General features: G+C 63.5%; 21 protein-coding genes. 6 read left to right on the top strand and 15 right to left on the bottom strand.

Going from position 1 to position 21,641, the window contains the following annotated elements:
- Positions 1 to 4 precede the first annotated feature (4 nt).
- From AC3WMU_RS01995 to AC3WMU_RS02010, 4 genes are read right to left on the bottom strand one after another with little or no spacing between them, the layout of a single operon-like run.
- Entirely contained in the window at positions 5 to 1,030 is a 1,026-nt protein-coding gene (locus tag AC3WMU_RS01995; protein ID WP_492281717.1) for an FAD:protein FMN transferase, read from the bottom strand.
- A gap of 14 nt (positions 1,031 to 1,044) precedes the next feature.
- Positions 1,045 to 1,845 (bottom strand): DUF4198 domain-containing protein, encoded by an 801-nt coding sequence (locus AC3WMU_RS02000; protein ID WP_492281718.1) that lies wholly within the window; start codon positions 1,843 to 1,845, stop codon positions 1,045 to 1,047.
- Between the two features lie 31 nt (positions 1,846 to 1,876).
- Positions 1,877 to 2,392 carry a DUF2271 domain-containing protein gene (locus AC3WMU_RS02005; protein WP_006225409.1) on the bottom strand — a complete coding sequence of 172 codons (516 nt, stop codon included), beginning with the start codon at positions 2,390 to 2,392 and terminating at the stop codon, positions 1,877 to 1,879.
- A gap of 28 nt (positions 2,393 to 2,420) precedes the next feature.
- Positions 2,421 to 3,047 carry a PepSY-associated TM helix domain-containing protein gene (locus tag AC3WMU_RS02010; protein ID WP_492281719.1) on the bottom strand — a complete coding sequence of 209 codons (627 nt, stop codon included), beginning with the start codon at positions 3,045 to 3,047 and terminating at the stop codon, positions 2,421 to 2,423.
- 188 nt (positions 3,048 to 3,235) lie between these two features.
- Between AC3WMU_RS02010 and AC3WMU_RS02015 the strand changes: the two genes are divergently transcribed.
- Together AC3WMU_RS02015 and AC3WMU_RS02020 are read left to right on the top strand one after the other, a co-directional pair.
- A complete protein-coding gene (locus AC3WMU_RS02015) occupies positions 3,236 to 3,790 on the top strand; it encodes an HdeD family acid-resistance protein (RefSeq protein ID WP_006225411.1) in 555 nt (184 codons plus the stop codon).
- 5 nt (positions 3,791 to 3,795) lie between these two features.
- Positions 3,796 to 4,188, top strand: a complete 393-nt coding sequence (locus AC3WMU_RS02020) for a fluoride efflux transporter CrcB (protein WP_006225412.1) — start codon at positions 3,796 to 3,798, stop codon at positions 4,186 to 4,188.
- Between the two features lie 71 nt (positions 4,189 to 4,259).
- Here the strand turns inward: AC3WMU_RS02020 and hpnE are convergent, their stop codons facing one another.
- The 3 genes from hpnE to hpnC are packed head-to-tail and all read right to left on the bottom strand — an operon-like array spanning position 4,260 to position 7,290.
- Positions 4,260 to 5,582, bottom strand: coding sequence for a hydroxysqualene dehydroxylase HpnE (gene hpnE / locus AC3WMU_RS02025; RefSeq protein WP_006225413.1), 1,323 nt, complete (start codon positions 5,580 to 5,582; stop codon positions 4,260 to 4,262).
- Positions 5,579 to 6,442, bottom strand: coding sequence for a presqualene diphosphate synthase HpnD (gene hpnD, locus AC3WMU_RS02030; RefSeq protein WP_006225414.1), 864 nt, complete (start codon positions 6,440 to 6,442; stop codon positions 5,579 to 5,581). Before hpnD ends, hpnE begins: the two co-directional genes overlap by 4 nt.
- Before the next feature lie 17 nt (positions 6,443 to 6,459).
- The gene (gene hpnC / locus AC3WMU_RS02035) at positions 6,460 to 7,290 is read right to left on the bottom strand and encodes a squalene synthase HpnC (protein ID WP_006225415.1); all 831 of its coding nucleotides are present in this window, start codon (positions 7,288 to 7,290) and stop codon (positions 6,460 to 6,462) included.
- A gap of 130 nt (positions 7,291 to 7,420) precedes the next feature.
- Here hpnC and alr point away from each other — a divergent pair, with 130 nt between their 5' ends.
- The 4 genes from alr (at position 7,421) to AC3WMU_RS02055 (ending at position 14,137) form a co-directional block, all read left to right on the top strand.
- Positions 7,421 to 8,548 carry an alanine racemase gene (gene alr / locus AC3WMU_RS02040; protein WP_006225416.1) on the top strand — a complete coding sequence of 376 codons (1,128 nt, stop codon included), beginning with the start codon at positions 7,421 to 7,423 and terminating at the stop codon, positions 8,546 to 8,548.
- A 177-nt stretch (positions 8,549 to 8,725) separates the two neighbouring features.
- On the top strand, positions 8,726 to 9,445 hold the full coding sequence (locus AC3WMU_RS02045; RefSeq protein ID WP_006225417.1) for an SDR family oxidoreductase: 720 nt from the start codon (positions 8,726 to 8,728) through the stop codon (positions 9,443 to 9,445).
- 65 nt (positions 9,446 to 9,510) lie between these two features.
- Complete coding sequence (locus tag AC3WMU_RS02050) at positions 9,511 to 13,134, top strand: ATP-binding protein (protein ID WP_492281720.1); 3,624 nt, start codon at positions 9,511 to 9,513, stop codon at positions 13,132 to 13,134.
- A gap of 124 nt (positions 13,135 to 13,258) precedes the next feature.
- The gene (locus AC3WMU_RS02055; protein ID WP_131224897.1) at positions 13,259 to 14,137 is read left to right on the top strand and encodes an MrpH family fimbial adhesin; all 879 of its coding nucleotides are present in this window, start codon (positions 13,259 to 13,261) and stop codon (positions 14,135 to 14,137) included.
- On the opposite strand, the gene AC3WMU_RS02060 is transcribed toward AC3WMU_RS02055, so the two are convergent.
- The 8 genes from AC3WMU_RS02060 to AC3WMU_RS02095 form a co-directional block, all read right to left on the bottom strand.
- Positions 14,100 to 15,335, bottom strand: coding sequence for an EAL domain-containing response regulator (locus tag AC3WMU_RS02060; protein ID WP_081534263.1), 1,236 nt, complete (start codon positions 15,333 to 15,335; stop codon positions 14,100 to 14,102). The genes AC3WMU_RS02055 and AC3WMU_RS02060 overlap by 38 nt on opposite strands.
- Positions 15,336 to 15,449: 114 nt before the next feature.
- On the bottom strand, positions 15,450 to 16,004 hold the full coding sequence (locus AC3WMU_RS02065) for a fimbrial protein (RefSeq protein ID WP_424624960.1): 555 nt from the start codon (positions 16,002 to 16,004) through the stop codon (positions 15,450 to 15,452).
- 9 nt (positions 16,005 to 16,013) lie between these two features.
- Positions 16,014 to 16,544 (bottom strand): fimbrial protein, encoded by a 531-nt coding sequence (locus AC3WMU_RS02070; RefSeq protein ID WP_081534266.1) that lies wholly within the window; start codon positions 16,542 to 16,544, stop codon positions 16,014 to 16,016.
- A complete protein-coding gene (locus AC3WMU_RS02075) occupies positions 16,541 to 17,095 on the bottom strand; it encodes a fimbrial protein (RefSeq protein ID WP_280028681.1) in 555 nt (184 codons plus the stop codon). Before AC3WMU_RS02075 ends, AC3WMU_RS02070 begins: the two co-directional genes overlap by 4 nt.
- Positions 17,088 to 17,702, bottom strand: a complete 615-nt coding sequence (locus tag AC3WMU_RS02080; RefSeq protein WP_492281721.1) for a fimbrial protein — start codon at positions 17,700 to 17,702, stop codon at positions 17,088 to 17,090. The genes AC3WMU_RS02075 and AC3WMU_RS02080 overlap by 8 nt, the downstream gene beginning before the upstream one ends.
- Before the next feature lie 18 nt (positions 17,703 to 17,720).
- Complete coding sequence (locus tag AC3WMU_RS02085; protein ID WP_006225425.1) at positions 17,721 to 18,476, bottom strand: fimbria/pilus periplasmic chaperone; 756 nt, start codon at positions 18,474 to 18,476, stop codon at positions 17,721 to 17,723.
- Positions 18,477 to 18,540: 64 nt separating this feature from the next.
- Positions 18,541 to 20,985 (bottom strand): outer membrane usher protein, encoded by a 2,445-nt coding sequence (locus tag AC3WMU_RS02090; RefSeq protein WP_492281722.1) that lies wholly within the window; start codon positions 20,983 to 20,985, stop codon positions 18,541 to 18,543.
- A 66-nt stretch (positions 20,986 to 21,051) separates the two neighbouring features.
- Complete coding sequence (locus AC3WMU_RS02095) at positions 21,052 to 21,606, bottom strand: fimbrial protein (RefSeq protein ID WP_006225427.1); 555 nt, start codon at positions 21,604 to 21,606, stop codon at positions 21,052 to 21,054.
- Positions 21,607 to 21,641 lie beyond the last annotated feature (35 nt).

Here is a 21,641-nt window from a genome sequence, read left to right on the forward strand (position 1 = left end):
GGGGTCAGCGAGGCAGCGCCAGCGCCTGGAACGCCGGGGTGGCGGCGACGCGATAGGCGTCGGCGTCGCGCAGGATGAAGAGGGCCGCCAGGTCATGGCGGCGGGCATAAGCCAGGCCGTCCGTTTCGCCCAGCACCGTCAGCACGGTGGCCAGCGCGTCGGCCTGCATGCAGACCGGGTGCAGTACGGAAACCGAGGCCACGTTGTTGCGCACGGGCTGGCCGGTGCGCGGGTCGATGGTGTGGGCGTAGCGGGCCTCGCCGCTGCCGGCATGGCGCCGGTAGTCGCCCGACGTCGCGATGCTGCGGTCTTCAAGCGGCAGCGCCAGGGCATGGTCATCGCTGGCGTCGGGCACTTCGACGGCAACGCGCCAAGGCTGGCCGTCGGGCCGTTTGCCGCGTGCCCGCAATTCACCGCCGACTTCTACCAGATATTGCGTGATGCCCAGCGCGTCCAGCGCCATCGTGGCGCGGTCCACGCCGTAGCCTTTGGCGATGGACGACAGGTCCAGATAGGCGCCGCCGGGTTGGAAGGCGGCTTGCCGCGCAGTATCCAGCGCCACGCGCTGCCATCCGCAACGCAGGCGTGCGGCATCGATGGCGGCGGGCGAGGGCGGTTCAAAGGCGCGTTGATGCGGCCCGAACCCCCAGGCGTTGACCAGGGGGCCAACCGTCGGGTCATAGGCGCCCGCGCTGTCTTGCGCCAGCGCCATCGCATGGCGCAGCACATGGAAGAACGCGTCGGGCAATTCCCGCCAGCCAGGGCCGGCCTGATTGAACAGGCTGATGTCGGAGCCGGCTTCCCACGTGCTCATCTGGGCCACGACCTCATCCAAGGCGGCCTGGATCGCCATCCGCGCCGCCTGATCGCTGCAACCGGCGGGCAGCGCCATGCGGGCCGACCAGGTCGTGCCCATGGTTGCGCCAGCCAGCGCAGCCGGCGCCGCAAACGCGACCGGCATGGCGCCATAGGCGACGCGCACGGCGGGCGCCGCCGCGCCGCGCGGCGCATAGGAAGGAGAGGTCGCCACGCGCCTGCTGCCGCTTAGGGCTGCAGCACTTCGACGGTGCCGGCGTAGGACAGGCGGCGCTTCTTGGCTTGCGGCACGGTGACCTTGGCGTCTTCCATGCCGGCTTCAATCCAGTACAAGCCCGGCTGCGCCCACTTCACCGAGAACTTGCCGTCCTTGTCCGTCTTCAGCTTGATTTCGCCGACTTTGTCGCGATAGCGGCTGCCGCCGGGCACCACGTTCACTTCCAGTTCCGCGGTGGGCTTGCCATCCAGCAGCATCTGGAAGGTGGCTTCTTCGCCCGTGAACAGGTCATTGGGATGCGTGACGGGCGCCAACTCCAGGCCGCGGCCCACCGGCTTGACGGCGGTGGGCTTGCCCGCCGTGACGAAGGTTTCGACGCGGCCCAGGCTTTGCGACACTTCCAGTTCCTGCGCGTTGGCGGGGACGGCCTGGGCCATGCCTTCCACCTTGCCGAAGTAGCGCTTGTTCTTGCCGTCTTCCTTCCAGCGCGCGAACACGCCGTCGTTGACGACCGCCACGCGATAGGTGCCGCTTTGCTTGAGCTGCAGGTCGAAGGTGCTGCGCAGCTTGCCGCGGTTCAGGTTCTCGGCTTCGGCGGCGTTGCCGTCCGGGGCGATGACAGTCAGGCCGTCCAGGCGCAGCGGCGCGTGGTTGAAATAGAACTTGTCATTGCCCACGGCCGCGTCGACCGTGATCCAGCTGTCGGTGCCCGACAGCACGGTGGAGGACGGCACGATCCAGACGTCATGCGCCTGCGAGGCAAAGGGCAGGCACAGCGCCAGGGCGGCGGCCAGTTTGGCGGCGGATTTCATGGTTGCGCTCCTTGAAGGCGGTTCAATGGGATCAGGGTTTGAGGTCAAGCGCGATGGCGCCCAATTCGTGTTCGCCGCGGGCGGTCAATTGCTCGGCTTTTTGCGGCGGCCATTGGAAGGGGATGCGCAGCAGTTCGCGGCCGCCCACCTCGCGGGCAGCTTCCACCACCACGGCGTACTGGCCGGGCTTGAGGCCCGACAAGGGCTTGCTGGCGGCGTCGAAGCTCAGGGCATGCTTGCCGACAGGCTTGGTCGCGCCGCTCACGCCGTCCACCGGGAACTGCTGGTTGCGGCCGCTGCGGCGCCACCACTGGCGCATGTCCTTCAGCCACTCGGTGCCTTCGTTGTTCTTCTTGGCCACGTCGTACCAGACGGCCAGGTCGGCCGCCACGCTCTGGTCGGGGTTTTCGATCCAGATCGCCACGTAGGGGCGGTGGTACTCGGCCACGTCCAGGCGCGGCACCTCGATGTTCAGGCCGATATCGGCCGCTTGGGCCGTTCGGGCGATCAGGCCGGCCAAGAGGGCCGACAAGAGCAGTTTGCGCATGGAGTTCTCCAGGGGCGGATCGATGGAATCAGTGGATGAAGAGCAGGGCCAGGACCACGGGGATCACCACGCCCAGCCCCACCATGGGCCAGGTCGCGCTGCGGTTGCCGGCGTGCATCTTCAGCAGCACCAGCCCGGTCAGCGAAAAGACCAGACAGGCGACGGCGAAAATATCCAGGAACCAGCTCCAGGCCAGGCCCGTATTGCGGCCCTTGTGCAAGTCGTTCAGGTAGGAAATCCAGCCGCGGTCCGTGCGCTCGTATTCGACGTCGCCGCTGGCCAGGTCGATGGACAGCCAGGCATCGCCGCCGGCGCGCGGCAGCGACAAGTACACCTCATCGGCAGACCATTCGGCCGTCTTGCCGGCGGTGGCGGCGTCCAGCTCCTCATCCAGCCACTGCGCCACGGGGGCGGGCAAGGGCGCCTTCTTCTGCCCGGACGGCGCCGATAATTGCTTCAACACGGCCTCGGGCAGTTGCGCCTGCCGGCTGGTCACGACGGCCTTCGATTCGATGTGCGACGCGTTGTTCAGCGTCAGGCCGGTGACGGCAAACAGCAGCATCCCCAGCAGGCAAAGCGCCGAGCTGATCCAGTGCCATTGATGCAGCGTTTTGAGCCAATAGGCCCTGCGCCGGGGAGTGGGTTGACTGTCCATGCGGGATTCGATTTGAAGGCGCGGATTCTAACATTTAATGAGAATTACTCTTATAAAACACCGTGCTAAGCGCAGATGGAAATTTCAATCCGTTTCGAAGCGCCGCATCGCCCTGCGCCCCTGCGGCGTGGCGGCTGCCGCCCTGCGGGGATAAGATAGGCCACCCGTTACCAACACCGGAGGGCGTCATGCTGGAACCGCAATTGGTGGATCATATCGGTCGTCATTGGGGGTGGGTCGCCTTGCGCGGCGTCATCGCCATCCTGTTCGGATTGATGGCGCTGTTCATGCCGGCCATTACCTTGTCGGCATTGGTGCTGGTTTGGGGCGCGTTTGCGCTGGTCGACGGCGTGCTTGCGCTGATCGCCGGTATACGCATCCGCGACAACGGCAAACCGCTGTGGGCGTTGATCATCGTCGGCCTGCTGGGCGTGGCTGCGGGCATCGTGACCTTCCTGTGGCCCGGGCTGACCGCGTTGGTGCTGCTGTACATCATCGCCTTCTGGGCGCTGGCGGCTGGCGTATTCCAGGTCATCGCGGCTATCCGCTTCCGCAAGGAAATCCGCAACGAATGGCTGCTCGGCCTGTCGGGCGTGGTGTCCATCCTGTTTGGCGCCATGCTCATCGTGCAGCCCGGTGCGGGCGCGCTGGCGCTGGTGTGGGTCATCGGCATCTACGCCGTGTTTTTTGGCATACTGCTGCTGATTTTCTCCCTGCGGCTCAAGCAGCACCGGGCCCCCTGACCTCCATGACCGCCTACCAGACCCTGATCCCCCTGAACTTCCTGGCCGTGGGCCTGGGCGCCATCCTGGGCGCCTGGACCCGTTGGCTGGTCAGCCTGTGGCTGAACGTCGAATCCTGGCCGTGGGGCACGTTCGTCGTGAACCTGGCGGGGGGGTATCTGGTGGGGCTGGTGCTGGCGCTGGTGGCGGGGCATCCCGAATGGCCGGCATGGGTGCGCCTGGGTGCCATCACCGGCTTCATGGGCGGCCTGACCACCTTTTCCACGTTCTCGGCCGAAACCGTGGCTATGCTGGAGCGCGGCGCCTACGGCAGCGCGCTGGGCTATGCCGGGCTCAGCCTGGCGGGATCCTTGGTGTTGACGGCCGCGGGCATCGCCACGGCGCATCTGCTGCGCTAGGGAGGCTTGCCGGCCCCCGGCTGGCGGGCGGTGCAATCTGCAAGCCGCATCGCCACCGAGTCCACTCGTCCTTAATCCGCGCGAGGATTCAAGACGCGGGCGGCCTGCAGCCCGCTTTGCACCGCGCCTTCCAATACGCCGGGATAGCCCGTGTCGGTCCAGTCGCCGGCCAGCGCCAACGTGGGCCAGGGCGTGGAATTCAACGGCCGGGTCAGGCCCGGCACCGCGGCGAAGGTGGCGCGTTTTTCAATCAGAAGCTCAGCCGCCGACACTTCCGGCATGGCCGGCAGGCGTGCGGGATGGCGCGCAGCTTGTTCTGCCACCTGGTCGATCAGTGCCTCGATCACCTGATGGCGATTGCGTTCCGCGATGCTGGTGGCGGCGCTGGCCACCACGGCCAGTTCGCCCGCCTTGGTGTCGCCGGCCAATTGCGCGCGGTCGAACAGCCATTGCCCGACGTGGCCGCGCGCCGCTTCTTCGCGCAGCATCATCATGGGTTCTGGCAGGCGCCAGGGTTCGGCCAGCCGCAGGTTCAGGGTTGCGATGGGCAGATAGGTGAACGCTTTCAATGCATCCAGCAGGCCCGTGGCGCCGGCTTGCCGCAAGGGCGCATCCAGCAAGCGGGCCGCGAAGGCGGGCGGCACCGCCAGCACGGCGGCGTCAAACCGTTCCTGATTGACGACGATGCCGTTGTCCGACGGCTCCAGTTGGCGCACGGTGCTGCCGTAGCGCATCGTGACCTGGCGCGCTGCGGCGTCCGGCCACAAGGCGGAGAGGTCCGTGCAGGGCAGCAGCAAGTCGCTGTCTGCGCGCGTGCCGGCCAGGCTGTCGCGCAGCACGCGCGCAAACAGCGTCGCGCTGGCCGTGGCGGCAGGCGTGTTCAACGCGGCCAGGCAAAGGGGTTCCCAGACCTGGCGGATCAGCGCGTCGGATTGCGCGTGGTAATGCAGCAGTTGCTGCACCGTCCAGTCGCGCGGCGGCATCCACGACATGGCCTTCAGGCCGCGCATCAGGCGCAGGGAGGCAAAGCGGTCGGCCCACGACAGGCCGCGTGCGCGCAGGATGGCAATCGCCATGTGCAGCGGGGCGGGCAGGCGCGGGGCGGACAGATGAAAGCGGCCATCCAGGGAAGCCAGGCGCAAGGGCCGGCGCATCAGCAGGGCATCGGGATTGCGGCCCACGCGGCGCATCAGCGCCAGCGTGTGCTTGTAGGCGCCCGACAGCAGATGCTGGCCATTGTCCAGCGGGGCGTCGAAATCGCCATGGAACACGCGGCGGGCGCGCCCGCCAGGCGTGTGGCCGGCTTCGAAGACGGTGACCTTGGCGCCGGCTTCGCGCAGGGCGACGCTTGCCGCCAGCCCCGCCCAGCCTGCGCCGATAACCGCCGCCTTCACCGCGCCAACCGGCGGACCAGTCCGCGTCCGCCGCCCACCCAGGTTTTCCACGCCAGCCACAGCTTGCGCAGCGGGGTCAGCGAAATGCGCTGGTGCAGCACCTGCCAGTTGTCGCGTTCGATCTCGTCAAGCAGCGCGTGATAGATGGCGGCCATCATCAGCCCCGGCCGTTGCGACCGGCGGTCGGATTCGGGCAGGTTGCGCATCGCTTCGCGGTAAAGCTCGCGGGCACGGTCGGCCTGGAACTTCATCAGGGCGTTGAAGCGGTCCGAATACTCGCCATTCAGGATGTCCGAGGCCTTGACCTCGAATTGCTGCATGTCATTGACGGGGATGTAGATGCGGCCGCGGCGGGCGTCGTCGCCGACGTCCCGGATGATGTTGGTCATCTGGAACGCCAGGCCCAGCTTTTCGGCGTAGACCAGCGTCTTGGGATCGCTGTAGCCGAAGACGCCGGCGGACAGCTCGCCCACGACGCCGGCGGCATGCCAGCAGTATTTGCGCAAGCCCGGCCAATCCAGGTAGCGGGTCTGGTCCAGGTCCATCTCCATGCCATCGACCACGGCCAGCAGGCGCTCGCGGGTGATCGAACAGCTTTGCAGATGCGGTTGCAGCGCCCGGGTCACCGGGTGGTCCGGCTTGCCGTCGAACATCTGGTCGATCTGCGTGCGCCACCAGGCCAGCTTGACGCGGGCCAGCGACGGATCGGTGCATTCGTCGACCACGTCGTCCACTTCGCGGCAATACGCGTACAGCGCGGTGATCGCGCGGCGGCGTTCAGGCGGCAGGAACAGGAAAGAGTAGTAGAAGCTGGAACCGCTCTTGGCGGCTTTCTCCTGGCAGTATTCGTCAGGGGTCATAGATTAGGCAGGGCCTGTTACTTGATAGAGCGCCACAGCATGATGGCCCAGTCTTTGGCGCCCAATTCGGGGCGATTCATGAATACATCGTAGCCGCTCGCCTCGATACGCTCCAGCACGCGCAGCCCGCCTTGCACCACCAGGCGCAGCTCCAGGCCGATGCGGCCCGGCAGGCGGCGCGCCAGCGGAGCGCCGAAGTGTAGCAGCGCCCGCGTGCGTTCCACCTGGAAAGCCATCAGTTCGCGCCAGGCGGGCGTCAGGCGGCAGGCGGCCAGGTCGTCTTCGGTGACACCGTGACGGCGCAGGTCTTCCTGCGGGATGTACACCCGGTGCTTGTGCCAGTCCACCCGCACATCCTGCCAGAAGTTCACCAGTTGCAATCCCGAGCAGATGGCGTCGCTTTCGGCGGTGTCCTGCGGACTGGTCGCCTCGAACAGGTGCAGCATCAGGCGCCCGACGGGGTTGGCCGAGCGCGTGCAGTAGTCGGCCAGTGTGGCGTAGTCCTCATAGCGCTTGACGGTGATGTCCTGCTCGAAGGCGGACAACAGGTCGTAGAACGGCGTGATGGGCAACTGATGCTGGGCGATGGTCTTGGCCAGCGGGGTGAAGATGTCGGCCAGCGGCGGCAGGCCGGGCGGGGGCGTTGTGCCGGGTTCGGCGCCGATCCGGTGCAGCTCGGTGCGGAACGCCGCCAATTGGGCCAGGCGCTCGTCGTCGGTGGCGCTGCCCTCATCGGCGATGTCGTCCGCGGCGCGGGCAAACCGGTAGATATCGGTCACGGCGCCGCGCAGCCTGCGCGGCAAGAGCAGCGAGGCGACGGGGAAGTTCTCGTAGTGATCGATAGACATGATTAGCAGCTCGGGTCGGGTCCCCGGGGACCCTGTCGACATCATTTTAGAGTAGTCGTTTCATCAGGGCACGATGACGCCCGGCGCGGGCGGCGATCAGTTAGACTTAAGCGCCACAGGATCTCACATCATGCCGCGCCCAATTTCCGCCACCGTCTCCGTTTCTGCCCTTGCGCACAATCTTGCCACCGTGCGCCGCCACCTTGAACAGACTGCCGCCGCGGCATCCGGCCTGCCGCCGTCCATCTGGGCGGTCATCAAGGCCAACGCCTACGGGCACGGCATCGAGCAAGCGGTAACGGGCTTTTCCAAGGCGCAGGGCCTGGCGATGCTGGACCTGGACGAAGCCGTCCGCTGCCGCGAGGCAGGCTGGGGGGGGCCGATCCTGCTGCTTGAGGGGTTCTTCAACCCGGCGGACCTGGATCTTGTCGACCGCTATCACCTGAGCACCACGGTGCACAACCGCGAACAGCTGGACATGCTGGCCCGCGCGCGTTTCGCCCGCCGCGTGGACATCATGCTGAAGTTGAACAGCGGCATGAACCGCTTGGGTTTCAGCCCGGCCGCCTATCCCGCCGCCCATGAACGGGCCATGCTGCTGCAACAGCAGGGCACGGTGGGTTCGATCGGCAAAATGACCCACTTCGCCTGCGCCGACGGCCCCCAAGGCGTGAACGAGCAATTGGCCGTCTTTAATTCGGTGACGCATAGACTGCCGGGGGCGATCAGCGTCTGCAACTCTGCGGCCACACTGCGTTTCGCCGACATCGCGGTCGGTTCGCCCACCCAGACGCATTGGGTGCGCCCCGGCATCTGCCTGTATGGCGCGTCCCCGTTCGCCGACGCCGAAGCCGCGTCCTTCGGCTTGAAGCCGGCCATGTCGCTCAGCTCCGAGATCATCGCGGTGCAAGAGCTCAAGGCCGGTGAATCGGTCGGGTATGGCGCCATCTTCCGCGCCGAACGCGCCATGCGCATCGGCATCGTCGCCTGCGGCTACGCCGACGGCTATCCGCGCCACGCCACCACCGGCACCCCGGTTGTCGTGGCCGGCATCCGTACCCAATTGGTCGGCCGCGTCTCCATGGACATGCTGATCGTCGATCTGGATCCCATCCCGGCCGCCGGCGTGGGCGCACCCGTGACCCTCTGGGGCGAAGACGGTCCCTCCGTGGACGAGGTGGCCCAGGCCGCCGGCACCATCGGCTACGAGCTCCTCTGCGCCTTGGCGCCGCGCGTTCCCGTCACCCGTGACGCCTGAACGGCCTGCTTTTCCCCTGGCGCGGTCGCCTACGGCCGCTGTCGTCCAGGGGTGTCCGGAGGGCAAGAATTGCTACGCAATTTACAAGACAGCCGACGCCGGATGGTGTCTACTTGGAACACCGGGCGCTCAAGCGCCCGTTTTTGACACAGAAAACAGACTGCGAGGTTTCCACCCATGAAGGACAAATGCGTGCTCATTACGGGCGCCACCAAAGGCATAGGCTGGGCGCTTACGCAACGGCTGTCCGACATGGGCTGTCACGTGGTCGGTATTGCGCGCAACACCACGGACGTCGATTTTCCCGGTTATCTGTACGCCTGTGACCTGGCCGACGCCGGGCGCACCGAAGAAGTCCTGCGCGAAATCCGCGACAAGTTTCCCGTCGACGCCGTGGTCAACAACGTGGGCATCGCGTCCCCGCAGCCGCTGGGCGAGATCGACCTGGCCACCCTGTACAACGTGCTGGATTTGAACGTGCGCGTCGCGGTGCAGGTGACCCAGGCGTTCGTCGAATCCATGAAAGTGCGCCGCGCCGGCCGCATCGTCAACGTGGTCAGCCGCGCCATCTACGGCGGCCTGGACCGCACGGCTTACTCGGCCGCCAAAAACGCGCTGGTCGGTTGCACCCGCACCTGGGCGCTGGAATTGGCCGAGTACGGCGTCACGGCCAACGCGGTCGCGCCCGGCCCGATCGAAACCGAAATGTTCCGGGCCACGCGTCCGGCAGGCAGCGACGGTGAAAAGCGCGCGCTGGCCTCGGTACCCATGAAGCGCCTGGGCACGCCGGCCGAGGTCGCCGCCGCCATTGCCTTCCTGCTGTCCGACGATGCCGGCTTCATCACCGGCCAGGTGCTGGGCGTGGATGGCGGGGGCAGCCTGGGCGGGCGTTCTTAACGCGCAGGCACGTCCCTGCCGGCAGCGTCGCGATTTCGATCTTGCATAGTTCCTTAGGCAAGGGAATGACCGTACGGCGATTATTCTTCTTTGCGTTGTTCTGGCTGCTCGGCGCCGCAACGCCGGCGCTCGCCCAGACGCAGCAACCGCTGCTGCTCACCGTTCAAAGCCAGGTCCATCTTCAGCGGGCCGTGCCGGCGATCTCGGACGACGATTGGCGATGGTTGCGCCAAAAGCAGGAACTGGTGCTGGGGGTCGTGCAAGAGGACCGGGCGCCATTCGAAATCGTCTACCGCGACGGCACTTATAAGGGCATCACGGCGGACGTGAGTACGCTGACGGCCCAATTGCTGGGCCTGAACCTGCGCTTGCTCTCCTATCCGACGCGGGAAGCCGCGCTGAAGGCGCTCGATCAGAAAACGGTGGACATGGTCGGCGGCGAGGCGCATCCCGACGATCACCGAGTGGCGGCGTTCAGTTCGCCTTTCATCGTCGATCACGTGGCGATTTTCAAACGCGCGGTCGACACGCGGGACCTCCCCGCCGCCCTTGACGGCCTGGAAGTCGCCGTCGGGGCAGACGATACGTTGGCTGCCGAAGTGGCAGCGCGTTATCCCAAGGCGAAGATCGTGCGCTATGCCTCCACGGACGAAGGGCTCGGTGCATTGGCATTCGGCCACGCGGATGTGTATGTCGACGGGGCGCTTGCGGCGTATTACAGCATCAACCGGTCTTTCTTCGACTACGTGAAGTTCAGTCGCTACACAGAGATTGCGACGCGGTACAGCTACGCGCTGGCACTGGACAATGACCGGCTCCGCGGATTGGTGGACCAGGCGATCGCCGCAATCGGACAGACGCTGCCCGAGATCGCGCGTAGCTGGGCAGGCAGCGGTTTCATTCCGGGAAGCCGGAACATTTCCTTTACCCCCGACGAGTTGCGCTGGATCGAGGCGCATCCCAAGCTGCGGGTGGTGTTGAACGACGACCTTGCACCCGCCGCCTTCTTCAATTCGAACAAGGCATTTTCCGGGCTCGCCTCCGATTTGCTGGAAATGGTCACTTTTCAGACCGGGATCCAGTTCGACGCCTTCAGCCGTAAAGGCAGCTTTCCCGAGCAGATCAAGGCGATCGCCGACGGCGAGGCCGATATCGCCATGATGACTCCAACCGTCGAGCGCGAGCAAGTGCTCCGGTTCAGCCAACCTTTTTCCGTGGACCCCCTGGTGCTTGTCACCCGGAGAGACCTGGCCGGGCAGGGGCAGCCTGTGCGTAAGCTGGCGATCGGCGGGGGCCATACGGCTGCCGAGCTGGCCCCGCCGCGCTTTCCGACCGCCTCGCTCGTGGAGGCAAGCTCGAGCCTGGACGCCATGAACCGGGTCCATGCCGGACAGGCGGACGGCGCAGTCCTGGCCTTGCCGGCCGCGCGCTACTACATCGGTCGGCTGTTCAAGGATGAACTCGCGATCAGCGACGTGCTGGATTCCCCGCCCGTGGCGCTCAGCTTCGCTGTGCGGCGCAACGATCCTGAACTGCAATCCATCCTGAACAAGACGCTGGCGATTCTGACGCCCTATCAGATGAGCGCATTCGCCAACCGGTGGAAAGCGGAACCCGGCATGAGCGGCGAGACCTGGCGCGACTACGGCGTCATCATCGCCCAGGTCGTGGGCGCCGCCGCCCTGTTGTTGCTGGGCGTACTGGTCTGGGTCGCGATGCTTCGCCGCCAGATCCGCGCCAAGGCGCAAGCCAAGCAGGCGCTCAAGGAGCAGTTGCAGTTCGTCAAGACCCTGATCGACAGCATGCCGCCGCCCATCTACGTGCGCGATGGCGAGGGGCGGATGCTGGTCTGCAATCGTAGTTATCTCAAGGCGATGGGGCTGCAGGCGGCCGACGTGTTGGACAAGACCGCATTGGAGTTGCCGCCAGCCGAGTTCGAGGCGGCAGCGGACTTCCACGATACTTACATGCAGGCGATGCGAAAGGGAGAGATGATCTCGGGCGTGCATCGGGTGCGGATACGTGGCGTGGAGACCTGGGTCGATCATTGGGCGCAGCCGTTCGAAAATGCCGCAGGCGTGCCCAGCGGCGTGATCTGCGGGTGGCTGGACATCACCGAGCATCACAATCTGGTGCAGGAGTTCGCGGCTGCGAAAGATCTGGCGGATGCGGCCAGCCGGGCCAAAACGACGTTCCTGGCGACGATGAGCCACGAAATCCGCACGCCGATGAATGCGATCATCGGCGTGCTTGAATTGGCCTTGAAACGCGCGGACGACGCACCCATTGACCGCAACAGTATTGAAATCGCGTACGCCTCGGCCCAAGGCTTGTTGACGTTGATCGGCGATATCCTGGACATTGCCCGTATCGAGTCAGGGCGCCTGAGCCTGACCCCGGCGCGGGCCGGCTTGCGCGAGCAGGTCGAATCCGTCGCTCGTGTGTTCGATGGCCTTGCGCGTCAGAAGGGGTTGCGCCTGCTGTTGGAAATGGATGCGAGCATCCAGACGGACGTGCTGATTGACGCGTTGCGATTCAAGCAAGTGCTGTCCAATCTCGTGGGCAACGCGATTCACTATACGCATGGCGGCCATGTCCGGATCCATGTGGAAGGCCACGCCGTCGAGTCGTCTTTGCTTCAGGTCGACATCGCGATCGAGGACACCGGCATCGGCATATCGGAAGCTGACCAGCAGCGCCTGTTCAAACCGTTCGCCCAAGCGGGACGCGAGGCGGGCGCGACGGGCGGAACGGGCTTGGGGCTGGTCATCAGCAGGTCGCTCTGCGAAATGATGGGGGGCCGGCTGACGCTTGAAAGCGCGCCGGGGGTTGGAACCACAGTCAGGGTATCGCTTCGATTGCAGACGCTGCCAGCCATGCCCGCGGCGGACCTGCCGTCGCGGCAGCAGCCGATGCCGCCTCGCGTGCTGCAGATTCTGGTGGTCGACGACCATTCGGTCAGCCGCCAGATATTGGCGCAGCAATTGCGCTTTTTGGGGCATGAAGTGGAAGACGCGCCAGATGGCGTGGCGGCCCTTGAAAAGTGGCGGATGCACCCCTTCGATGCCGTGATCACGGATTGCCGCATGCCCGGCATGGATGGCGCTGCCCTGGCGGGGGCGATCCGGCAGGAAGAAGCGCAACGCAACGCAGACAGGACCCTCATCATTGGCGTCACGGCCGACGCGCAACCGGAAGAGATCGAACGCTACGTGCAGGGCGGCATGGACGAGTGCCTGGTCAAGCCCGTTGGTCTGGACACGCTGGGCGCACGGCTGGCGCACCACCTGTCCGTCATGGCGCAGCCTGAGCCGGCCCGGGGCGGCATCCGTGCGGATGCACCCTTGTTCGATCTGGCCCCTTTGCTTGAGATCGCTGGCGGCGATGATGGGCGGCATTGGGCGTTGCTTGAGGAACTGATACGCACCAACCGCGAGGACATCGCCAAGGTGCAGGCCCGTGCGGAGCAGGGCAACCTGATGCAGGTCGCGGAGCTTGCGCACCGCATTCAAGGGGCCGCCAGTATATTGAAGGCGACCAGCCTGGTGCAGGCGTGTGCGGAGGTCGAGCGCCTCTGCCATCAAGGGGGGGCGGCAGAGGCGCCAGCACTGGCATCTTCGATCCAGGCATTGACGCAAGCCGTTCTGGCCCTGGAACAAGGCCTGCTCTCGCAGCGCGGGAAGCGGTAGGGAGTCTGCGGGGGTATGCCACCTGTTGGCGATATCCGCTGTGGCGCGGAGCTTAGGAAAATTCCTACACGATGTTCAATCGCCGCCGATGGTTATCTCCCGTCCGGTGCGTAGCATCTAGGGGATGCGCAACCCTCCGCCTTCCACCCCCACCATGTCCGTTCTTTTCCGCAATCTGCTGATCCGCGTCTTCGCTGCGCTGATCGGTGCAGGCGTCTCGTTCCACGCTTATGCATTCCTTTACCCCGTTGCAGTCACTACACCGTTCATCGAAGGGGGGTCAGGCGAGTTACACATTACGACGAGAGTGGGCAAGCGAGAGATCGTTGGGGAAGACGGCGATCGGAAGGTACCCTACAACTCCATCATGCAGCCCGCACATTGGCTGGCCAGCGATCCTTCCCGCATATACGCTGCGACTCCCGTAGGGAACTGCACTTGGTATTGCGTAGCATCGACCCGCAACGACTCAATCGCTGACCTCGCCGAGCGATGGAGCTACTTGAGTTGGAGCGGTAAAGTGCTTATCCCGGGCGCGGCAGGATCCAAGGTTTGTTCCGGCGTCATCATCCGAACAGACCGCGATGAGGGGCTGGTGACTAGCCCTTTCTACGTCGGACCTAATTTCGACGGAAATTGCGGCTATGTGTACTCGAACTGCATCATGGAAATGCAAGGCGCTGCAGAGCTGATTCACGGCGAGATCTTCGATACCGATGCGGATGGCCACAGCGCCAGCACCCAGCTGAAGATTCGTTGCTATGGCACCACGTATGTGCGGATGCGTCTTGTCTCGGGTAGTGGTGCAGGCGACGAAGATCGGGTGACGTTAAGTAATGGGGGGAAAAGCCGCCTGTTCGTCAATGACAACCCTATCTCCAGCCAACTGCGCCTGCAAGACGGCATCAATACCGTGAAGCTGAGCGACAAGCTGGAAATCCCCGCCGATGTCACCCTGGGTAAGTTTACGGGTAGCGCCGTGCTGATGGTAGAGCCGTACTAGCTGCGCCTTGAAGCATCGTATCCCCGACGTGCGTCCTGCAGAACTCCACGAAATGGTCCGTCGGCATGGGCCGCGCATAGAGATACCCTTGCGCAATCGTGCAACCGAGTTCACGCAGTCGGGTTTGCTGCGCTAACGTTTCAACGCCTTCCACCACCAACGGCAGCTGCAGCGCTTTGGACATCTCGACGACGCTGCGGATGATTGTCGCGGCGCGTGGTTGGGTCTTCAAGCTGCGCGTGAACGTCGCGTCCAGTTTGATCTGATTGAACGGCAGGGCGCAAAGACGGTCCAGCGAAGCGTGCCCGGCGCCGAAGTCATCCATGGACAACCCGCAACCCATATCGCGCAGCTTCAAAAAATTGTCCAGAATATGGGCGGGTGTGCTGACCATCGCGTCTTCCGTGATTTCCAACATGATGTTGTGGGCAGATGCCTGATACTGCGCAAGCATTTCCCCGATACGCTCACTCAGGGCGGACGACGTCAGTTGAATAGGGTGCAAGTTGAATGCAAGCATGGTGGACACGCCTTGCCCGCGCAGGTCTGCCTGCATCGCCAGACCTTGTTCGAACATTGTCTGGAAAAGATCGTCAATCAAGCCACTGGACACGATTGTCGCTAAAAAATGTGCGGGTGAGAGCAGGCCGCGCGAACGATGATGCCAACGCGCCAACACTTCGGCTGCGAGCAGGACTTTGCCGTCGATATCCACGATGGGCTGATAGTACGCCTTGAATTCGCTGTTCTTCAGGCCTTGCCGCACCTCTTCCTGTGAGGCCGGACCATGATGGCCGGGGGCATGGCGCTGGCTGCCCCGTCGGAACTTGGCCATCAGCGATGCCAGTCGAGCCGGCTGCAACGCCCCTCCCAGATCTCCCAGGTACTCCAGATTCAGGCATTCAATCGCCGCGGCGATGCCGTCGCGCACAGCGGTTTCTGGCATGCCGCTGGTGATCACGGAATGGATCAAGGAAAGTTTGCTGGCTTCACGCAGGAAGGCCAGCCCATCCTGGCCCTCGTGATGCAGTTTGCAGATGGCGATATCGATGCCTCCGCAAGCCTTCAACAAGGTGATGGCCTTGGTGCCCTCTGAGGCTTCATAGATGCGGCCATCGACCATCGTTCTTAACGCCGTCACGATGACCATGCGTGAAAAGGGGTGGTCGTGCAAGACTAGGACGTTAAGGTTCTTCATTTGACGCCGACATAAACGTGAACAAGGTCGCTCATGCTAAGTACGGCGGCGGGTCGGGGCTAGGGGCAGATTCCGGGCAGAAAGTAGGAAACTTCCGAAATCATCGCGTCTATCTCAGTCATAGGTGAGCGTGAAGGTCAGCGTGGCATTCTTGATTTCGCCGCGGCCTATCTGATGACTTTCAAGTGCTTCTTTTTCGCCCTGCAGATAAGCCATGAACTCGATGTTGTTCGTTCCTGCCGTGACCTGACCAATGGCGTTTTTCGTTTTCAAGGGTAGGCGATGCCCTTGCGGCGTCTCCAGGCCGATGGCAACCCCGGCAATGCCGTCGCTGTCCAACGCCAGAAAGCCTGGCTGCTTGCTGCTTTCCGGTCCTTCGAAGTGAATGCTCAGGCTGTTGTTGCCTTGCGAGATGTCGCAGTTCAGCAAATGCAGCGTGATGGGTTGCCCGGGGGTTCGGCCATTCAGGTAAAGGGCACTGTCGGGTACCGACAGAAAGTTCAGTCGCACTTTTTCGCTTTCCGGGCTGAGCGTGCAGGCTTCCGCGACCAATCGTCCCGAGAAGGTCATATTGTCGCCAGCAGGCTGAGCCCCGGTCGCGGGGGCGATGCAGGAGAGGGTTGCCGCCAGCAGGGCCAAGCTGCGGGTGACCTGCTTTTTCATGCGCATGGTGGTCTCCTAATACAGCTCGGCGATCAGCAGGGCCGATGCCGTGAATTCTTTGAGTGGCAGGCGCGAGCCGGCCAGCTTTACGGGAACGGCTTCCAGCGTCGGCGGGGATTGCGAGGCGTCCAGTTTTATTTCCTGGGCAGTATTCAAGACAAAATCCGGGTAGTTGTTCAGGATCAGCTTGATGCCTAGATCGGGCACCGAAGACTGCACCGCGGCTGGTTCGAATTTGGTGGCCGTGCCCCTGACCGTCAGCTTCATTCTCCACGTTATGCCGGGCCGATTCATGCCTGGGCAATCGATTTGGTAGGGAACGATTTGTTTGTAGTTGTCGCCGTCGATCTTGCTGGTATTGATGTTCTGCTTGAATGCGACCTCGATACGTCTGCCATTGTCGCTGACAGTGCAGGGAGGGGGAGCCACCAGGTAGCCGTTGAATCTCATGTTCGGCTGTTCAGCATGGCTGCCTGCGGACGCAAGGACGGCCAAGAGCGCGCCGGCGAGGGGGGCTCGGGCCAGTTGTCGGAAACGATATGTCATTGATAGTCCACTATCAGGGTGGCCGCAGCACTGAACTCGCCGCCCGTAATCGTTCCTTCGCTATGCGCGACCAGAACGGCCTCCAGTTTCGGAGGCGAGGCGGGAGTCAAAGAAAACCAATCGTTCAGCGCGAGATTGGTCGTGTTCCGCTTCAGGGCGATGCCTAGACTGCTTTGGCCCGGAATGCCGAGCAGTTTGGAGTTGAAGTCGGCGCCCTTGCCAGAGATCTTCATATTGAGGGGGTAGGACAGGGCGCGCCGGCAGTCGAGCGTATAGCGGATCTGCGTGATCTTGTATTGCTTGCCGTCGATTCTGGAAATCTGCACATCGCCAAACGGGATGTCGATGGGCTTATTGTTGTTGATGATGCAGGGTATTTTTGCTCGGATCGTCCCGGAGATTTCAACGCGGACTTGATTCTTGGCGATAGCGGTTTGGGCCAACGACAGCGAGGGGGCGGCCAATATCAGGATCAAGGCCAGACCTGCGCGCAGCGGGCTGCAAAGGCGCTCCGAATGCGGGATGCGAGGGGTGGCGGTCACGTCAGTCATAGGTCAGATAGAGGTTGATATACGCATGAAATGCGCCGGGGCGCAGTGGGGCCGAGGTTCTCTCCGGGGTGACGTAGTAAGTCAGCACGCTGTCGCCCGGTTTCACGAACCACGGGCGGCTGGGCTTGTTCAGGTCAATGGGCCGTCTCAGGGCATCGGACAGCCGCAGGCCGAAGCCGGCCGCTCCCGTCACGCTGGCAAGCTCCGCGTTGTCCATGTCCGCCGATGCGCCGAACGTCACGCCGATGACGGGCTCGGCGCGGCTCCAGGCCAATGCTCCGCCGTGCTCGTCGCGCCGCCCGCCTTCGGTCCGCACGCACCCGCGCAGCCGTAGCTTGATGGCCACCTGCGCGCCCTGATCCCCGGCACGGTTCAGGTCCGCAGTACTGGTGTTGCCCAACCAGATCTCCTGGTAGGCGGAGTCCATCGCCAAGCTGCATGCGCTTTCCAGTAATGCGCCGGAAACGTGGAACGTGGCGTGGGGGCCTCTCGCGTCAGGTTTGTCTGCAGTCAGCCCAACGATTGGGTTCGCCGCCAACAACAAGGCGACCAAGATGGCGGACTTTGCATTGCGCTTGCTTGGCTTCTGATTCATGGTTTCTTCCATGCGAATGTGGCTGCGCGTTCAGCGGCGGCCCTCTACCGGCTTGGCCGTGCATTCGGCGCCCGAGCAATGGAACTCCAGCTGGGGCCGTCCGCCGTAGTCATTGACATAGGTCAGGACGGGCTTTTCGCCCAGCACCTTGACGCCGACACTCAAGGGCGCTTGCGATTGCGGGGCGAGCATCAAGGGTTCAAATGCATCCGGGGTTTTGCCGTTGACGCGATCCGAGGCATCGATAAGCGTGATGTAGAAGGGCGTTGGATTGTTTACGACGTAGTTGTCACCTTGACGCGTCAAGGTCAGGCGCTCTTGCCAAGGCGTGGATGAGGCGATCGGTGCCTTGCTGAGCGCCGCCGGCCGATAAAAGAGCTTGACGCGCGTTTGCAGCGCGATCTGCAGAGTGTTTGCCTTGTCGCTGCGCGGAGGAACCTCCCGCAAATTGAAGTAGAAGATCGATTCGCGGTCTTGCGGCAATTGCGCCAGCTCCGGCAACCCTTGAATCTTCACCTGGCTTTTGCCGCCCGGCTCAAGGCGCTGGATAGGCGGCACCACCACCAGAGGCGAGCTGATCTTCTCGTCGCGCTCGTTTTCGATCCAGGCTTGCGCCAGGTACGGCAACTGTTCGTTCTGGTTGCTGATGCTCAAGCTGACGGACTTGTCCTGGCCATTGAATACGACGCGGGTGCGATCCAGTGAAACTGCGGCGGTCGCGTGTTGCACGGTAAACAGCGTGGCCAATGAGAGCAGGGCAAGAGAGGAAATGAACTTGATTTTCATGTTTGAGGGTAGGGCTTGTTGATAAGGTTGTCAGGGTGGGTGCGTGCCAGCGAGCGGGGCGCGCCTAGGGCTCGCACTCGTAGGCTTGGCGCAGGGCAGGAGAATCCGCTTCGGTCGCAATGGTGAACAGGCAGGGCCTGTTGCCGCCCCACTCAACCGTCATGACTTCGCCGACTTGCATGCCGCTCAGGTAGACCTGCCCGTCGTCACCGACAATGCCGGTCTCCTGGCCTCTGCGGTTTTTCACGCTGACGCCGAAGGGCGCAGGCGTGCCGTCGGACAACCGCAGGGCGATCATCCCCTTTTCACCGGAGATGACCTCCAGGCTGCGGTAACCGATGGCGCCTTCCGTCAGCGTGGCCTGTGTGACCGAGCGCAAGGCTTCCACGTTGTCGGGCAGGTGGTCCAGGTCGATGGAGGCTTGGTTGCGGTAGTAGCTGTTGACATCCGTGATCACGGCCTTGCCGAACCCGTTCGTTTCCGTGGCCACGGCGTTGCCGCGCACGGGAACGCCGCCAACGCCGTGGGTGTCGACCATCAGGCGGGTTCCGCCGGGCGAGACGCTGCGATGCAAGGCGGCGCCGCGCGCGGTCACCGTGGCGCCGCCCTCCAACGACATGCCCATCGAGCTGTAGGCGCCGGCCTGATGGCTGGCGCTGACCACGGTTCGTGCCCACGATCCTTCGTATGACAGGTAGCCTTGCGCGGTGTTGCCGCCGTTTCCATGGCCTGCGCTGATCATGTAGTTGCTACGATCGTTCAGCCTGCTGTAGTAGCCCACGTCATGCGTGGAGCCGTTGCGGTTTGACGACGCGCTATAGCTGAGTGAACCCTTTTCACCAAAAGGAATGCTGAGCGACAGGTACATGCCGTTATCCGACGTGTGGTAGGCCTTATTGCTGTAGCCCGTCAACGAAACACTCAGGTTCTTCAAGCGTCCAATGTCGAAATAGCGCGAGGCAGACAGGCTGTAGCGCTTGTTAACTGGACCATTCCAATAGTTTTGATGGCTGTAATTGAGGTACACGTTCGTGCCCAGGTCGCGGAATTGCTTGCTGAACGAGATCGTGTACATCTCTTTGCTGCGGTTGATGGGATTGCCCTCGTATCGGGCATTGAGCACGTCATTCAGGCTTGTGAAGTTCTTCTGCGAGAACCGGTAGCCCGCAAAGGTGACCTGGCTGTCGTATTCGTCGAAGCGCTTCGAGTAACTGACCCGATAGGACTTCCCCATCAGTACCCGGCGTTCGCCGCCGACCACGGCGCGCGATTGCGTGACGTCGAATGACAAGGCGCCGAATGCCAGCAGGTCGCGGCCCACGCCAAGGGCGACGGCGCCATAATCCTTCGCGCCGAGGGCACCGCCAAAGAGCGACCAGCCGTTGCTGATGCCCCATGAAAACTCCCCGGTTCCGAACACGGGGCCTTGCAAGCGATGGTTCCATTCGGAAGGCTTGCCGGTCGCCAGATTGAAGCGCAAGCTTCCTGGCCGCGACAGGTAAGGGATGCTGGCAGTTGCGACCCGGAAATTCTGATGGCTGCCATCTTGCTCTTCAACGCTGACATCCAGGTTGCCACTGACGGCGTCATTAAGGTCCTGGATGCGGAACGGACCCGGAGGCACCTGGGTCTCGTACAGGACACGGCCTTGTTGCCTTACCACCACGCGGGCGTTGCTGCGCGCCACGCCCGTGATTTCAGGCGCGTAGCCGCGCAGGTTCGGCGGCAGCATGCTGTCATTGGTGGCAAGGCTGGCCCCCGTATAGCGAAAGCCCCCGAACAGGTTCGAGTTCAGATAGTCTTCCCCAACGATCAGGCTGGATTTCCACCCGGGAATGGCGCGCATTGCATAAAAGCGGCTCCAGTCGAACCGCTGCTTTGTCGGTCGGCCCGAGCCGCGTTCGGCCTGGGCCTGCCAATCCGCGCGCAGACGCCAGGCTCCGATGTTCAAGCCTGTCGTGCCGTTGCCGCTGAGATAGGTGCTGCGGTCGCCTTCGCGGGAGCGGCGGGTGGTTTGCGCGTTCAGGTTGTAGTCCAGCACTGCGCCCGCAATGCCGTCGTCCCATCTGGAAGGCGGGTCCCAGTTAGGTGCGGTGTATTCCAGATCGGCTTGCGGCAGGATCACGTAGATCGCCGCCTGGCCCAGGCTGGTGTTGACCTGCATGCCGGGTATGCTGCCGGTATCCAGGCAGGCGCCGTCGTTCCACCACGCCAGCTTGTCGATCGTGCCCTGGCGCAAGCCGAGTTCGGCGACGTGTTCGGGCGCCAGGCATGCAAGGCTGCCGCGTGGATCATCGGGCGGGGCGAGGAAATGGATGAGGGTGTCGGATAGCCGCTGCTGGTTTACATGCAACGTCAGGTTGTAGGCGCCAGGCATGATGTAGTTCGCGCGGGAGAACAGGCTCAGGTCGATGTTCTGCCGATCTTTCAGATCCAGCACATCCATGTTGAACTGGACCTCGTCGGAGGCCTGCGATAGGCCGGCCGCCAGGCATAAGGCGGTGCTCATCAAACCTTTGCGATAAATCACTGCTTTAGCCTCTGGAGGTATCGTGAAGAATCCGTCCCAAATGGCTCAGAAATAATGCATCCTCAGCCGGACGGTTATTTGATAATTGCCGGCCTTCAGTGCTTGACCGGTGCCTTGCAGGCTGAGCAAATAGCTCAATGTCGTGTCGCCGGACGGCGACAGGTATTCGCGTCGTGACGCGCCCGGCAAAATCGCATTGCCGTTGCTGTCATGCAGACGCATGGCGATGCCTCGCGCTGTGCCTGTTGCCAGAAAGAGATGGCTCTCGCTGTCTCCTTCGAAAGTGACGGCGAATGACTGCGAGCCTTTTGCACCACTGCCAGCGGTCTGGGTGCGGGCGCAGTCCTCGATGTAGATCCGGAAGGCCTTTCGGACGGAGCTCTCGCCGTCGACCAGCTTTGCAAGGGCCAGCGGACCCATATCGATGGTCTGGTCCTGGGAATCCACCCGCATGGTGCAAGCGGACGTGGCAATGGATCCGGTCATCGTTACGCGCCCGTTCAGTACGTTTCCCAGTGCTTGCTGACTAGCCAGGGACAGCGTCGCCAACAGCAGGAATAGCGTCCGGGAAGGGGCGGAAATTGCCTTGAACCTGTGCATCAGGCACCTCCTAACGAGGGGCTGGAGCCGGCCTT

Source organism: Achromobacter sp. FW305-C-13 (assembly GCF_058783475.1).

Coding starts and splice junctions, on each gene's coding strand:
- AC3WMU_RS02055 (WP_131224897.1), top strand. CDS start 13,259: ATGCGCAACCCTCCGCCTTCCACCCCCACCATGTCCGTTCTTTTCCGC.
- AC3WMU_RS02095 (WP_006225427.1), bottom strand. CDS start 21,606: ATGCACAGGTTCAAGGCAATTTCCGCCCCTTCCCGGACGCTATTCCTG.
- AC3WMU_RS02010 (WP_492281719.1), bottom strand. CDS start 3,047: ATGGACAGTCAACCCACTCCCCGGCGCAGGGCCTATTGGCTCAAAACG.
- AC3WMU_RS02000 (WP_492281718.1), bottom strand. CDS start 1,845: ATGAAATCCGCCGCCAAACTGGCCGCCGCCCTGGCGCTGTGCCTGCCC.
- AC3WMU_RS02065 (WP_424624960.1), bottom strand. CDS start 16,004: ATGCGCATGAAAAAGCAGGTCACCCGCAGCTTGGCCCTGCTGGCGGCA.
- AC3WMU_RS02015 (WP_006225411.1), top strand. CDS start 3,236: ATGCTGGAACCGCAATTGGTGGATCATATCGGTCGTCATTGGGGGTGG.
- hpnD (WP_006225414.1), bottom strand. CDS start 6,442: ATGACCCCTGACGAATACTGCCAGGAGAAAGCCGCCAAGAGCGGTTCC.
- AC3WMU_RS02090 (WP_492281722.1), bottom strand. CDS start 20,985: ATGAGCACCGCCTTATGCCTGGCGGCCGGCCTATCGCAGGCCTCCGAC.
- AC3WMU_RS02070 (WP_081534266.1), bottom strand. CDS start 16,544: ATGACATATCGTTTCCGACAACTGGCCCGAGCCCCCCTCGCCGGCGCG.
- hpnC (WP_006225415.1), bottom strand. CDS start 7,290: ATGTCTATCGATCACTACGAGAACTTCCCCGTCGCCTCGCTGCTCTTG.
- AC3WMU_RS02085 (WP_006225425.1), bottom strand. CDS start 18,476: ATGAAAATCAAGTTCATTTCCTCTCTTGCCCTGCTCTCATTGGCCACG.
- AC3WMU_RS02080 (WP_492281721.1), bottom strand. CDS start 17,702: ATGGAAGAAACCATGAATCAGAAGCCAAGCAAGCGCAATGCAAAGTCC.
- AC3WMU_RS02020 (WP_006225412.1), top strand. CDS start 3,796: ATGACCGCCTACCAGACCCTGATCCCCCTGAACTTCCTGGCCGTGGGC.
- alr (WP_006225416.1), top strand. CDS start 7,421: ATGCCGCGCCCAATTTCCGCCACCGTCTCCGTTTCTGCCCTTGCGCAC.
- AC3WMU_RS02060 (WP_081534263.1), bottom strand. CDS start 15,335: ATGAAGAACCTTAACGTCCTAGTCTTGCACGACCACCCCTTTTCACGC.
- AC3WMU_RS02005 (WP_006225409.1), bottom strand. CDS start 2,392: ATGCGCAAACTGCTCTTGTCGGCCCTCTTGGCCGGCCTGATCGCCCGA.
- AC3WMU_RS02045 (WP_006225417.1), top strand. CDS start 8,726: ATGAAGGACAAATGCGTGCTCATTACGGGCGCCACCAAAGGCATAGGC.
- AC3WMU_RS02050 (WP_492281720.1), top strand. CDS start 9,511: ATGACCGTACGGCGATTATTCTTCTTTGCGTTGTTCTGGCTGCTCGGC.
- AC3WMU_RS02075 (WP_280028681.1), bottom strand. CDS start 17,095: ATGACTGACGTGACCGCCACCCCTCGCATCCCGCATTCGGAGCGCCTT.